Below are 13,524 nucleotides of genomic sequence, written 5' to 3'. Positions count from 1 at the left end.
AACATACTGGAACCCTTATGCAGACTTTATCCTCTTTACTTCACGCGATCCCTTCACCCGATAGCGCTGCAATGCTGCGCGCGCAGCAACATATTGATGGCCTGCTTAAGCCGCCGGGAAGCCTTGGGCGACTCGAATCTCTCGCTGTGCAACTGGCCGGTATGCCAGGCCTGAAAGGCGTGCCGCATGTCGGGGGGAAAGCGATGCTGGTGATGTGCGCCGACCACGGCGTGTGGGATGAAGGTGTTGCTGTTTCGCCTAAGATCGTGACGGCGATTCAGGCGGCCAATATGACGCGCGGAACGACCGGCGTCTGCGTGCTGGCCGCTCAGGCTGGCGCAAAAGTGCATGTGATTGATGTGGGAATTGACGCCGAACTCATTCCTGGCGTAGTGAACATGCGCGTAGCACGCGGTTGCGGCAATATTGCACAAGGGCCGGCAATGCGTCGCTCACAAGCCGAAGAGCTGCTGCTGGAAGTGATTCGGTATACCCGAGAACTGGCGGATGATGGCGTAACATTGTTTGGCGTCGGTGAGCTTGGCATGGCAAACACCACGCCCGCGGCGGCGATTGTCAGTGTGTTAACCGGTAGCGATGCAGAGGATGTGGTGGGTATTGGTGCTAACCTTCCGCTCTCAAGGGTAGGAAATAAGGTCGATGTTGTTCGCCGGGCCATTGCCATCAACCAGCCGGACAGTCGTGATGGTATTGATGTGCTGGCTAAAGTGGGTGGTTTTGATCTTGTCGGTATGGCGGGGGTGATGTTGGGTGCGGCGTCTTGTGGTCTGCCGGTCATCCTGGATGGTTTCCTGTCTTATTCAGCGGCACTGGCTGCTTGTCAGATAGCGCCGGAGATTAAACCTTATCTGATCCCGTCGCATTTCTCCGCCGAGAAGGGCGCTCGTACTGCACTGGCGCACCTGGAACTGGAGCCGTATATCAACATGGGAATGCGTTTAGGCGAAGGCAGTGGTGCTGCGCTGGCGATGCCCATTGTTGAAGCTGCCTGCGCGATGTATAGCAATATGGGGCAGTTAGCTGCCAGTAATATTGTATTACCGGATGGCAAAGAAGCGTAGCCGCCCATGACCCCGCTTTAAGGCGGGGTTTTTTCTGTGCATTCTCGTCGTAACCCCCTAAAACAGATAAAAAAGCTATACTTAACGGATGTCTGCTGCGACGAAGGAAAGGAAAAAGATGCGTCGTGTAAAACTGCTGTGTGCTCTTGTTATGCTGCTCGCGAGTCAGGGATCGCAGGCGGTGAGCTACCCATTGCCTCCTGAGGGCAGCCGCCTGGTGGGAAGCCCTTTGACGATAACGATTCCCGCTGGTAACACTCAGCCCCTGGAGGCTTTTGCCGCACAGTATGGACAGGGATTGAGCAACATGCTCGAAGCCAATCCTGGTGTGGATGTGTTTCTGCCAAAGTCGGGTTCCACACTGGTGGTGCCACAACAATTGATATTGCCTGATACCGTACGTGAAGGCATCGTTATCAACGTCGCGGAAATGCGGCTGTACTATTACCCTGAGGGCGCCAATACGGTAGAGGTGTTACCTATTGGTATTGGGCAGGCCGGGAGGGAAACGCCGCGCAACTGGGTCACGGCGGTCGAACGTAAACAGGAAGCACCAAGCTGGACGCCCACGGCAAATACCCGGCGGGAGTATGCTGCTCGTGGGGAAAGCTTACCGGCGTTTGTGCCTGCCGGGCCAGACAATCCGATGGGACTGTACGCTATCTATATCGGCAGGTTGTACGCCATTCATGGTACTAATGCCAACTTCGGTATTGGGCTACGCGTGAGCCAGGGCTGTATCCGTCTGCGTAATGACGACATCAAATACCTGTTTGATACTGTGCCGGTTGGCACGCGTGTTCAGATTATTGACCGACCGGTAAAATTCAGCACCGAGCCAGACGGTAGCCATTGGGTTGAGGTTCATGAACCGCTGTCCCGCAATCGCTCCGAATATGAATCTGACAGAAAGGTTCCGCTGCCCGTCACCCCCGTTTTGCGTACGTTTATCAGCGGGAATGACGTGGATGTGAATCGTGGGAATCAGGCACTGGAACGCCGTTCCGGGATGCCGGTGAATATCAGTCTGGTGCAGGCACATTAGCAATGTTACTACGCGGCTCTTTCTTAGCTCTGGCTATGGTGGGCCGCTTTTTTAAGCTGATACTGCCCCATTTTTACAAAACCGATATGGTCCGCCATCAACTGAGCTTCGTGCTCGCTGTGGGTAACCAGCAGCGCGGTCTGGCCGGCAGCCCGTAAAATATCCCGAACCTCATTACCAAGGCGCTCGCGTGTGCGCTTATCCAGGCTGGAGAAGGGCTCATCCAGCAGTAAAATTTCCGGGTGTGGCGCCAGCGCGCGGGCTAACGCGATGCGCTGCTGCTGCCCGCCAGAAAGCTCATGGGGGTAATGGTTAGCATGACTGTGCAATTCCACCATTTTCAACAGCTCTGTCACTCTGGCCTGTTGCGCTTCGCGTGGCATACGCCGTAAACCGAAGGCTACGTTTTGTTGTGCGGTCAGATGGGGAAATAAGGCGTATTCCTGAAAGACCATGCCGACATGACGTTTTTCCGGTGGCAAATGAACGCCGGGACCAGCGATACGCCGCTCTGAGACATAGATCTCTCCACACTGCAATCTTTCAAAACCGGCAACTGCACGCAACACCGTTGTTTTCCCACAGCCTGAAGCGCCAAGCAGACAGGCAATTTCCCCTTTGTGTACCGACATTGAGAATCCGCTCAGGACCGGTTGCTGGCTGTTGCCGTAGGCAACGTGCACGTCCTGGAGTCGTAATGCGATTTCTGACATTGTTGCTCTCTTAACCACGGCGAGTCATCTGGTGACGCACCAACAATATAACGGGCAGTGTACCTGCTAAAACAATCAGCAGCGCGGCGATCGCGCCTTCTTCATAGGTTCCGCGGGCAGCTTCTGCATACAGCAGAGTGGCCAGCGTTTCGAAATTTACCGGGCGCAACAGCAGCGTGGTTGGCAGTTCTTTCATCGCATCGGCAAAAACCAGCAATGCGCTGCTCACTAATGCCGGACGCAGTAACGGAAAATGAACGCGGGCAAATGTTCCGGCACCGTTTTCGCCGAGCAAGCGTGAAGCCTGTTCGAGAGACGGCGGGATGCGGCCCAGACCGGAGTCCAGCGCGCCGATGGCAATTGCCTGGAAGCGCATCGCACAGCAAATGACCAATAAAATACCGGCAGACATCAGCGGCAATCCGCGAATATCCAGTAAGTCGGCCAGCCAACGATCGACAGCCATCGCTGGGGGCAAAAAACCAATCGCCAGAATCGTTCCGGGCACCGCATAACCGAGGGAGGCCAGACGCATCACGCCACGACGAAAGCCTGGCATCGCGTTATCTGCCGCACTATGGCGTGCGCTCCAGGCCACCAGCATACTGACGCAAACCACCACTAGCGTAGTTCCCGCCGCCAGAGATAGCGTATTTTGCAATGCTGACAGCAACGAGGAGGAAAGGGGGTTCTCATCGCCTATGCGTTTGGCGCTTTCCCACATTAAAAACAGTACCGGAGCCAGAAAACCCAGCACAACCGGCAGTGAAATAACGCCACCGAGTAGCCAGCCACGCCAGCCGTGCACGCGAGTAGGTTGGATTTCCCGCAGACTGCGGCTGCTGAATCCTTGCTTTCTGCGTCCGTAAAATTCCAGCGTCAGAATGAAGAAGATAAACATCAGCATCATGCAGGCGATTTGAGCGGCGGCGGATAAATCAGAGCGAGAGATCCACGTGGTGTAGACGGTAACGGTTAACGTTTGTACGCCGAGGAACTCCGATGCACCAATATCGTTGAGCGTTTCCAGAAGTGCCAGGCTGATGCCGACAGCCAGTGCCGGGCGTGCCATTGGCAGGGCGACCCGGAAGAACGTCCCGGCAGCGCTGCATCCCAGCGTGCGGGCAGCCTCCAGTAAATGGGCCGGCTGACTGATAAAGGTGGCACGGGTCGTCAGATAGACGTAAGGATAGAGCACTAAACCGAGCAAAATAATCGCGCCGGAAAGCGAACGCAAATCCGGTAGTCGGAACTGCCGTGGACTGTCAAAGCCCAGCAGGAAGCGGATAAAGGTTTGCAGAGGGCCGATCGGATGCAGCAGATCGAGCCAGGCAAAGGCGACGATGTAGGTTGGCATCGCCAGCGGTAGCAGTAACGCCCAACTGAGGATCTTACGTCCAGGAAAGTCCCATGCTGTGACGGCCCAGGCGCTGCCTACGCCAATCACGCCAACCAACACGGCAACACCGGCTAACAGCAGCACGGTATTTTTTAATGCTGCAGGTAGCACAAACGTAATGAGATTGTCCCAGTGCGATAAATCCGACTGGGTAGCTTGCCAGATAAGCGCAATAATGGGAGTCAGGACGCCAAGCGCAATGCAAAGCGCCCCAAGGTGCAACGGCGTTAATAATGACTGCGGCCCGGAAACCAGGCCGCGTAACGTCGGAAACTGCAGAGGTTTATTGATCGAATCCAACTTTATCTACCAGCAGACTTGCTTGTTTACGGTATTTCACAATTTCGGTTAGCGGAATTTTATCGACGTCGATCTCACCAATTGTGGCGTTGATCACTGGGTCGAGAGTGACACCTTTCAGTACCGGGTATTCGAAGTTCGCTTTCGCGTACTGCTGCTGGGCAGGTGCGGAAACCAAATATTCCATCAGCTTAACGGCATCGGCTTTATTGGGGGCATAGCGTGCTACTGCAGCGCCGCTGATATTGACGTGCGTGCCGCCATTTTCAAAGGTTGGCTTAACGACTTTAATTGCATCGCCCCACTGACGCGCATCGCTGCCTTCTTTAGCGTTTTTCATATGGCCGACGTAATAGGAGTTCGCCAGGCCAATATCGCAAATACCCCCGAGGATATCGCGGGCAACGTCACGGTCGCCGCCAGTCGCTTTACGTGCCAGATTCGCTTTCACGCCCCGCAGCCATTCTTCGGTTTTTGCTTCGCCGTGATGCGCGATCATGGCGGCAATCAATGCAGTGTTATACGGGTGTTGTCCGGAACGGATACAGACTTTACCTTTGTACTCAGGGTTGTCGAGTTGCTCGTAATGCCAGTTATCGATTGGCATTGACTTCTCGGCGTACAACACGCGCGCACGCATTGACAGCGCAAACCACTGATTATCTGCACCGCGGAGATTGGCCGAAATAGCCGCTTTCAGTGCTTCTGATTCTACGGGTTGTGTCACACCCGCTTCGACTAAATCGATAAGGTTCCCGGCGTCAACAGTCATCAGCAGATCGGCAGGGGAGTTTTTACCTTCCGCTTTAACACGCTCAAGCATGCCATCCTTGATATAGACCGTGCTGACTTTTATACCGCTGGTTTTCGTCCAGCTATCAAGCAGGGGCTGAATCAGGCCCGGTTCACGGGTGGTATACAGCGTTAACGCATCCTGGGCGAAAGCCGGCAGGCTGACAGAGAGGACCAGAGCAGAAGCAAGCGTGATACGGCGCAGTCCAGTGCGAGGCAGAGCATTCATCGTTTATATCCCAGCGTAATTGGAACGTACAGTGACCCGAGCAGGGGCTCATTTTTTTGCCTGCGTACAATAAATGATAATCACTAGCAATTACAATCATTGCAAAGTGTAAATAATTTACATTTACATAACTTTAATCAACGGTGTGAAGTGCCTGTCCCTGTTATGGATAAAATATTTAGCATCCATGAATACACTGGGTTGCCGGCTGCCTGGCGTTACCCGACGCAATCACTCAAGCCCGTGTAACAAACGAGACAAAGTGATTAAGTACCCGGCTGACTTCGCGGCTTTTTAGCCATATCATCATGGTGTTCACGTTACCTATCTGTGGCGTAATCGTATGACTGCGGATAGGGAAGTTATTCTCATACTGTCTGACAACACTCTCCGGCAACAGCGCAATCCCCATTCCGGCACTCACACAACCAAGGATCGCCTGAAAAGAGCCAAATTCCAGAGGATCGGCGTAATCGACCCCCTGTAGGCGCAGCCATTCTCCCAGGCGGGAGCGATAGTTACACCCTTTAACAAAGACCAGCGGTCTTGTCACCTGGAGGTCAGCACCAGTGATGACATTCTGGTGCTCTGCCGCCGTTACCAGTACCAGCGTTTCCTGACATAACACATGTGATTGCAGGGGCGAATTTTCCATATGCAGCCCCTGATGATCGGCAACGAATGCGATTTCCAGTTCATTGTTCAGAATGTGTTGCACCAGCGCCTCAGTAGGGGAGGTTTTCAGGTTTAACTCAATGGAAGGCATTTCGCGGTGGAAATTCGCCAGGATCGAAGGGAGACGTACCGCTGCGGTCGTTTCCATTGCCCCAATACGCAATGGCCCTGCCACTTTTGTTCCCAGCATCGACAATTCCGCTTCCTCTAGCAACGCCAGAATTTTGTTGGCGTAGCGCAGAAGCAGCTCGCCCTCAGGGGTAATGTAAAGTCGATTTTTCTCGCGCACAAACAGAGAGACATCAAGGCTGGCTTCCAGCTGTTTAAGGCGGGTTGTGACATTCGAAGACACGCAGTGCAGACTACGTGCAGCAGCGGATATGGAGCCCGTTTCCGCCACCGTTTTAAACAAGTTCAGAGAGGTACTGTTCATAGAAGCATCACTCAAAGTGAATGTTTTCGTCATTTTTATTAACTTTTTATTATCATTTCCTTGTGTAAGATAACAATCAAACTTAATTCGTCTTTTGAGGCCAAAATATGGATCTCGATCACAGTGCTGTTGGCCTCCGTCAGTTGAGGACTGCTGTATTTGGTATGATCGTCTTGACCTTAGGAATGGGCATTGGGCGCTTTTTATATACGCCTATGCTTCCGGTTATGCTGCATGAAGGAGTGTTTACCTTTTCACAATTATCTATAATTGCCAGCGCCAACTACGCAGGTTACCTTGTTGGCAGTCTCCTTTTTTCTTTTGGTATTTTTAGCGCGGTCAATAAGCTAAGAGTGTCGTTACTGGTCTCAGCACTACTTACCGTCATGCTGATTTTTTTGATGGCGAAAGTGACCCAGGCAGAAATTATTTTGTTAATCAGGTTCCTCGCCGGTGTGGCAAGCGCGGGAATGATGATATTTGGTTCAATGCTGGTCCTTCAGCATACCCATAATCCTTTTGTTATCGCCTCTTTGTTTTCGGGCGTAGGAATGGGCATTTTTATCGGTAATGAATATGTCATTGCTGGCGTATCCTACGCTTTAAATTCACATGTGTTGTGGATTGGCGCAGCCATCATTTCAGCGATACTTTTCGTCATACTGACGATGCTATTGCCGAAAGATAAACATATGATCCCCCCGGTAAAAGCTGCCGCAGGCGCGGAGTCGGATATCCAGTGGTGGAATTTAGCCTTACTGTATGGCCTGGCGGGGTTCGGTTATATTATTGTCGCCACGTATTTGCCGTTAATGGCCCGGGGTGTTGGCAACACTTTTTTAGCCGACCATATCTGGTCTATTGTCGGTCTTGCCGTTATTCCTGGCTGCTATGGCTGGCTATGGGCGGCTCGCAAATGGAATATATTATTCTGCCTGAGCATTAACTTAATTGTGCAAGCGAGTTGCGTAGTCATGGCCATATTTATTAACTCGCCACTGCTGTTAACCATTAGCTGCATTGGATTTGGTGGCACATTCATGGGTACAAGCTCATTAGTCATGCCGCTGGCTAGAAAAATAAGCGCGCCCCAAAAGATTAATCTCCTCGGTCTTGTTACGCTGACATATGGGGTGGGGCAGATCCTTGGCCCATTAGTCGTCAGTGTCTTTCAGAGTAATAAAAATGGCATGACTTACTCCATATTGCTGGGCGCCGTCTCGTTATTTATCGCCGCAGCGATGAGTTATTTGCAATACAACAAAATTAAATATTCTGGTTGTTCTGGAAAATAATGATATTAGTTATATTTCAGCTAATAACCTTAATAACTCTTCCGGCAGAATTCGTTTTCAAAAGCAGTATGGCTCTGTTCTGCCGTTTAACGGGTTTGCGCTCTTCTATCTGTGCGCATTTCCCATAATTATCTGCTTTACAGGAGTTTTTATGCCCTACGTAAATATTAAGATCACCAAAGAAGGTGCTACCGATAAACAAAAGAAACAGCTGATGGAGGGGGTTACTCAGCTACTGGTGGATGTGCTTAACAAAAATCCTAACACCACTATTGTGGTTATTGACGAAGTCGAAACGGATAACTGGGGGATTGGAGGTGTACCGGTGACCGAATTGCGTAAAAAAGCCAGTAAAGAGTGAATCTGATGGCGGGAGGCGCTGATGTCAGCTTGTGATAGAACAATCGGCCTTAAGAGGGTGTCGATGAAAGATTGATTGCTGAAGCGTTAGATGTTGCGCCTGAAAAAATCTGGCCTTCGCGCTACCGCTGATGTTCCCGCGGCGCAGCCCGGATACGGAAGCTCCCGCCGTGCTGAAAACGCTGGAGCTGTCGACGGACAGCGAAGTAGGTATGACCATTGAGAATGGCTGCCTGATTATTGAACCCCAGAAACGACCTCGTTATTCGCTTGAGGAACTGCTGGCGCAGTGCGATCCGCACGCCGAAATGAGTGAAGAGGATCGGGAATGGATTGATGCGCCTGCGGTGGACAAGGAGCTCTTGTAAATGGACAGAGGGGAAATCTGGCTTGTTTCACTGGATCCGATGGCCGGCCACGAGCAAAGCGGAAAACGTCCGGTGCTTATCGTATCGAAGGCATCATTTAATAAGTTCACCCGGCAACCCGTTGTCGTTCCCGTCACCAGCGGCGGAAACTTCGCCCGCGTAGCCGGTTTTACCGTCTCCCTGGACGGGACGGGAACAAAAACAACGGGCGTTATTCGCTGCGACCAACCCAGAACGATTGATATGGGGGCCCGGAACGGTAAGTGTCTGGAACGTATACCCGACGCTGTCGTAAATGAAGTACTGGCCCGATTGGAAGCCATTCTAAGCTGAGGCTTTCAGTGTGATTAACAAACGTAGAAAAGCAAAAAGCCCGCTCAAGTTTCCTTAAGCAGGCTTCTTAAATATGGCTCCTCTGACTGGACTTGAACCAGTGACATACGGATTAACAGTCCGCCGTTCTACCGACTGAACTACAGAGGAATCGTGTGAACGGGGCGAATATTAGCGATGCCTGTCTGCGTTGTCAAAGCCTGAATGGATATTTGCGATCGTTTGCTGAAATATTCTTCATTTCGTCGCTTATTCAGACGCAGACGGTTGTTTTATACACTTTTCACGTTCAGGACGTGGGTATTTCCACAGCCAACGACCTGTGACCATACGCCAGTAAAATAACGCGGCCCGTACTGCCCAGTCGAAGAACATCCCCATCCAGACGCCAACGACACCCCAGCCTAATACGATCCCGAGGGTGTAGCCGGCGACAACACGACAGCCCCACATCCCCAACATGGAGACCCACATAGCGAAACGGGCGTCACGTGCACCTTTAAATCCGGCAGGAAGAACCCATGATGCTGCCCATATCGGCATAAATGCCGCGTTCAGCCAAATCAGGATGACAATGACCTCTTTTACATCCTGATCGTGGGTATAAAACGAAGCCATTACCCCAGCAAACGGGGCGGTTAGCCAGGCGATGGCGGTTAATCCGATTGTGGAGAGCCAGAATACATGTCGCAACTGGATTTCCGCCTGAGCAATCTGTCCATTTCCCAGACGTCTGCCGGTAATGATGGTAGACGCGGAACCTAAAGCGTTTCCCGGCAGGTTGATCAGTGCCGCTATCGAAAAGGCAATGAAGTTACCGGCAATGACGCTGGTACCCATACCCGAAACAAACATCTGCGTAAGTAACTTGCCACCGTTAAACAGGACTGACTCTATACTGGCAGGAATACCAATCCCCATGACTTCCCAGATGATGGCAAGATTCAGCGGTTTAAAATAGCTCTTCAGGGGAATGCGCAGCGCGGGGTTAAATCCAATCATCAGCACCCCTATAATGGCGATGGCACCAATGTAACGTGAAATCGTCAACCCCAGACCTGCGCCGACGAATCCCAGCCCTTGCCAGGAAAAAATGCCGTAGATCAGGATGCTACTGATGATAATGTTCAGGATATTCATACCACCGTTAATCAATAACGGTATTTTGGTATTTCCGGCACCGCGCAGTGCGCCGCTGCCAATTAACGCAATTGCCGCCGCAGGGTAGCTGAGCACGGTTAATTCCAGATAGGTTAGCGCCAGCGCTTTTACATCAGGGGTGGCTTCTCCTGCCACGACATCAATAATCTGCTCACCGAAATAGTGAATCACCGCCGCCAGTACAACAGCAAATATCGTCATGATCACCAGTGATTGTCTGGCTGCGGCTCTGGCGCGTCGGCGATCGCGCTTTCCGAGACTAAAAGCAACCACCACCGTCGTGCCAAGGTCGATGGCGGCGAAAAATGCCATGATGACCATGTTGAAGCTGTCGGCGAGCCCGACACCTGCCATCGCTTCTTTACCCAACCAGCTCACAAGGAAGGTGCTCAGTACTCCCATCAAGAGTACACAGGTGTTTTCCAGAAAAATGGGGACAGCAAGCGGGGTAATTTCGCGCCAAAAGAGAACTTTATAACGCTTGCGTTTGGCATACCAGGGCGTGCGGGATGCGACCTGGCGTAAGGCTGCGGAGACGTTCAAAGTGGACCTTAATGAAGAAAGTTGAAACCTCATTTCAAATGATGAGGGAGAATCAAAAAAGCTGCAAAGTTTTTTCTATTTAAAATGTCTGTAAATGCAACAAACTGTCGAGAGAAGCATCAATTGCTCCTCAATGTAGGAATTGGGGTTTGACAAAAGTTTTTTCGCCGCTAAGATAAGCCTCCACAACGATTCCTCTGTAGTTCAGTCGGTAGAACGGCGGACTGTTAATCCGTATGTCACTGGTTCGAGTCCAGTCAGAGGAGCCATATTTAAGAAGCCTGCTTAAGGAAACTTGAGCGGGCTTTTTGCTTTTTGCTTTTTAGCTTTTTGGTAAATCCACCTGACATGCAGGTGGATACTTTACAGACTGGGTATTATCAGAACTGGTAGCTGGCGGTGAGGCTGACGTTACGCGGCTCACCATAGACGATAGAGCCCTCAACATTGGTATCGTAGGTTTTATCGAACAGGTTGTTGATATTGCCCTGGATGGCGAAGTTTTTCGTTACCTGGTAGCGAGTGAATAAATCCACCAGCGCGTAGCTTCCCTGTTCTGCACGGAACGTGCCGTATGGCGTCACGGTATCGCTATATACGCGATTCTGCCAGTTAACTCCGCCCCCCACGGTCAGTGCCGGCAGGGCTGGCAGGTTATAACGGGTGAACAATTTTACCGTAGTACGCGGCAGGTTCGGATTGACGGCATTGCCTTCGTTATCATCCGCAACGTACCGCGTTGCGCCGAAAGTCATCTGCCAGTTATCCGTGATCGCACCGTTTACTTCGAATTCAACGCCTTTGCTGACCGTTCCATCCATCGCTTTATAGGCGGTGTCGCCATTGCTACCGGCGATTGGTACGCCGGTTGATTGCGCCACGTTATCCTGCTCAATGCGGAATACAGCGAGGGTGGTGGTTAAACGGCTGTTCATCCAGTCTGATTTCAGACCAACCTCGTAGTTGTTGCCGGTAATCGGGGCGAGATATTTACCGGAACTGTCGCGTTTGTTCTGCGGCTGGAAGATAGAGGTATAGCTGGCGTAAGTGGACCAGTTATCATCAATGTCATATACCAGACCCGCATACGGCGTAGTGTGGTTTTGTTCCATGCTGTAGGTCAGGGTATCGATACGCCAGTTGGTATAACGCGCGCCGACGATCAAATGCAATGGGTCGGCCAGCGAAATGCGTGTCGCGGCGTACAGCGATTTCATGTGCGTGGTATCGTCCTGGGCCAGCGATTGCGGATTCCAGTTGGTTTCCGGGAAGTTACCGTCGTAGGTATAGAAGCTACCTATTTCGTTAGGGAATACATTTGCCCACGAGCTTTCATAACGGTTATTTTGCTTGCTGTAACTGCCGCCCAGCATCAGGTTATGCTGACGACCAAACAGGTCGTAGCCACCATCGGCAAAGAGATCGACGGCATCGACTTTTCGCTTGCCGCTGTTCCAGCCTGTTCCACCAACGTAATCATAGCCCGGTCCATAGTTGCCATAGGGACCAATCAGTGTGCCGTCAGCTTTATTAACGTAAGCGTCGACGTACATCATCTTGCTGTCGAACTTGACCTCGGAGTGTGTGGCATTCAGGGTTGTTTGCCAGGTATCCGCGAAACGCTGTTTGAGTGTCACGAAGACTTTGTTGATGTCTTTGTCATTGTAGGTCCAGTCCGGCGCGGTACTGCGCGAGCGGTCGTAGCTGTTTTTGCTACCATCGGTATTCCAGCGCGGTAAGCCGCCCCAGGTTGGACTGTTGATATCAATACGCTGGTATTCGTAACCTGCCGACAGGCTGGTGGTGTCGCCCAGATCGGCATCGACAATCCCCGAGAAAAACATTTTTTCATTGTTGTAGCGGTCAAGCCAGGAATCGTTATTTTGATAACCCGCCACGATGCGAGCGCGTACGTTGCCGTCTGCCGTCAATGGGCTTTGTAAATCAGTCACATAGCGTTGTTTATTCCAACTGCCGTATTCCGCGGAGACATTCCCCGTGAACTCGCGGCTGGTTGCATGTTTACGGATCATGTTAATAGATGCCGAAGGATTCCCCGTGCCGGTCATTAACCCGTTTGCACCACGAACCACTTCTACACGTTCAAATAAGGCCGTGTCAGAAAGGGCATCGCCGAGGTTCCAGCGGGATTCAAAATAGGTTGGGATCCCATCAACCATATAGTTATCAATCTGAAATCCGCGCGAGTAATAGCTGCTGCGATCGGAATCCGCCTGGCTTTTGCTTATCCCCAACGTGTTGTCCATCACATCGCCCAGCGTTTGTAGCTGCTGATCTTCCATACGCTGTTGGCTGACGATGCTGACAGATTGCGGGATATCTCGCTGTGTCATCTGCATTTTTGTGCCTGCGGATGTCGATTTAACGCTGTAATCCTGTTCATCACTGGGTATGGCGGAGGCTGAACCATCAACGATTACCGTCTCTTCTGCCGAGGCGGCGAGGCTGGTACAAGGCAATAACGCAGCAGTAATACAGACTGCCAGCAGGGATGGGACAATGGCAGAACGATGCTGTTCGTCCCTGTAGTGTGTTGTGAAAGACATCGGAAAGTCCTTGATAATTATTAATATTAAGTTCGAATTACGTGAGTGCGTAATGAACCCTTTGGCTGTTAATTATTTGTCTTGCATGAGAATGCAAATGCGAAATATACGCATTCATATTCAATGTGTAAACAAATGCTACGCATAAATGAAATATTGTTTCAGTACTATGTCTGAGCGATAGCGCCGGGAAATGGTTATAAGAACAGCGCTGGCAAGGCTTTTTGCT

The 13,524-nt window shown here is 51.4% G+C and carries 12 protein-coding genes, 2 tRNA genes and 1 pseudogene; 8 read left to right on the top strand and 7 right to left on the bottom strand.

The window, feature by feature from the left end:
* Positions 1-17: 17 nt before the first annotated feature.
* Both cobT and ldtA read left to right on the top strand, forming a co-directional pair.
* Entirely contained in the window at positions 18-1,082 is a 1,065-nt protein-coding gene (gene cobT / locus HV261_RS16795; protein ID WP_202038908.1) for a nicotinate-nucleotide--dimethylbenzimidazole phosphoribosyltransferase, read from the top strand.
* A gap of 118 nt (positions 1,083-1,200) precedes the next feature.
* On the top strand, positions 1,201-2,127 hold the full coding sequence (gene ldtA / locus HV261_RS16790; protein ID WP_202038907.1) for a L,D-transpeptidase LdtA: 927 nt from the start codon (positions 1,201-1,203) through the stop codon (positions 2,125-2,127).
* 23 nt (positions 2,128-2,150) lie between these two features.
* Here ldtA and HV261_RS16785 read toward each other — a convergent pair whose 3' ends face one another.
* From HV261_RS16785 to HV261_RS16770, 4 genes are all read right to left on the bottom strand, one after another.
* Complete coding sequence (locus HV261_RS16785; protein WP_202038906.1) at positions 2,151-2,840, bottom strand: ABC transporter ATP-binding protein; 690 nt, start codon at positions 2,838-2,840, stop codon at positions 2,151-2,153.
* Between the two features lie 10 nt (positions 2,841-2,850).
* Entirely contained in the window at positions 2,851-4,539 is a 1,689-nt protein-coding gene (locus tag HV261_RS16780) for an ABC transporter permease (RefSeq protein ID WP_202038905.1), read from the bottom strand.
* Complete coding sequence (locus HV261_RS16775) at positions 4,523-5,560, bottom strand: extracellular solute-binding protein (RefSeq protein WP_202038904.1); 1,038 nt, start codon at positions 5,558-5,560, stop codon at positions 4,523-4,525. The genes HV261_RS16780 and HV261_RS16775 overlap by 17 nt, the downstream gene beginning before the upstream one ends.
* Positions 5,561-5,795: 235 nt before the next feature.
* Positions 5,796-6,668: a LysR family transcriptional regulator gene (locus tag HV261_RS16770; RefSeq protein ID WP_202038903.1), complete on the bottom strand. Its 873-nt coding sequence runs from the start codon at positions 6,666-6,668 to the stop codon at positions 5,796-5,798.
* Between the two features lie 107 nt (positions 6,669-6,775).
* Between HV261_RS16770 and HV261_RS16765 the strand changes: the two genes are divergently transcribed.
* From HV261_RS16765 to HV261_RS16745, 5 genes and pseudogenes are all read left to right on the top strand, one after another.
* Positions 6,776-7,963, top strand: coding sequence for an MFS transporter (locus HV261_RS16765; RefSeq protein ID WP_202038902.1), 1,188 nt, complete (start codon positions 6,776-6,778; stop codon positions 7,961-7,963).
* 151 nt (positions 7,964-8,114) lie between these two features.
* Positions 8,115-8,324 carry a 2-hydroxymuconate tautomerase family protein gene (locus tag HV261_RS16760; protein WP_137382341.1) on the top strand — a complete coding sequence of 70 codons (210 nt, stop codon included), beginning with the start codon at positions 8,115-8,117 and terminating at the stop codon, positions 8,322-8,324.
* A gap of 68 nt (positions 8,325-8,392) precedes the next feature.
* Positions 8,393-8,455: pseudogene (locus HV261_RS28005) on the top strand (helix-turn-helix domain-containing protein); the annotation flags it as partial.
* Positions 8,455-8,691, top strand: coding sequence for an AbrB/MazE/SpoVT family DNA-binding domain-containing protein (locus HV261_RS16750; RefSeq protein ID WP_202038901.1), 237 nt, complete (start codon positions 8,455-8,457; stop codon positions 8,689-8,691). The pseudogene HV261_RS28005 and the gene HV261_RS16750, both read left to right, overlap by 1 nt.
* Positions 8,692-9,024, top strand: coding sequence for a type II toxin-antitoxin system PemK/MazF family toxin (locus HV261_RS16745; protein ID WP_202038900.1), 333 nt, complete (start codon positions 8,692-8,694; stop codon positions 9,022-9,024).
* A gap of 74 nt (positions 9,025-9,098) precedes the next feature.
* Here HV261_RS16745 and HV261_RS16740 read toward each other — a convergent pair.
* Together HV261_RS16740 and HV261_RS16735 are read right to left on the bottom strand one after the other, a co-directional pair.
* Positions 9,099-9,174 (bottom strand) — tRNA-Asn (locus HV261_RS16740).
* A gap of 99 nt (positions 9,175-9,273) precedes the next feature.
* The gene (locus HV261_RS16735; protein WP_202038899.1) at positions 9,274-10,761 is read right to left on the bottom strand and encodes an EmmdR/YeeO family multidrug/toxin efflux MATE transporter; all 1,488 of its coding nucleotides are present in this window, start codon (positions 10,759-10,761) and stop codon (positions 9,274-9,276) included.
* Between the two features lie 160 nt (positions 10,762-10,921).
* Here HV261_RS16735 and HV261_RS16730 point away from each other — a divergent pair.
* A tRNA-Asn gene (locus tag HV261_RS16730) sits at positions 10,922-10,997 on the top strand.
* Positions 10,998-11,108: 111 nt separating this feature from the next.
* Here HV261_RS16730 and fhuE read toward each other — a convergent pair.
* Entirely contained in the window at positions 11,109-13,295 is a 2,187-nt protein-coding gene (fhuE, locus tag HV261_RS16725) for a ferric-rhodotorulic acid/ferric-coprogen receptor FhuE (RefSeq protein WP_202038898.1), read from the bottom strand.
* Between the last annotated feature and the right edge of the window lie 229 nt (positions 13,296-13,524).

The organism is Citrobacter sp. RHBSTW-00671, assembly GCF_014103415.1.
Lineage (GTDB): Bacteria > Pseudomonadota > Gammaproteobacteria > Enterobacterales > Enterobacteriaceae > Citrobacter.
This window is presented reverse-complemented; position numbering and strand designations above follow the sequence as displayed.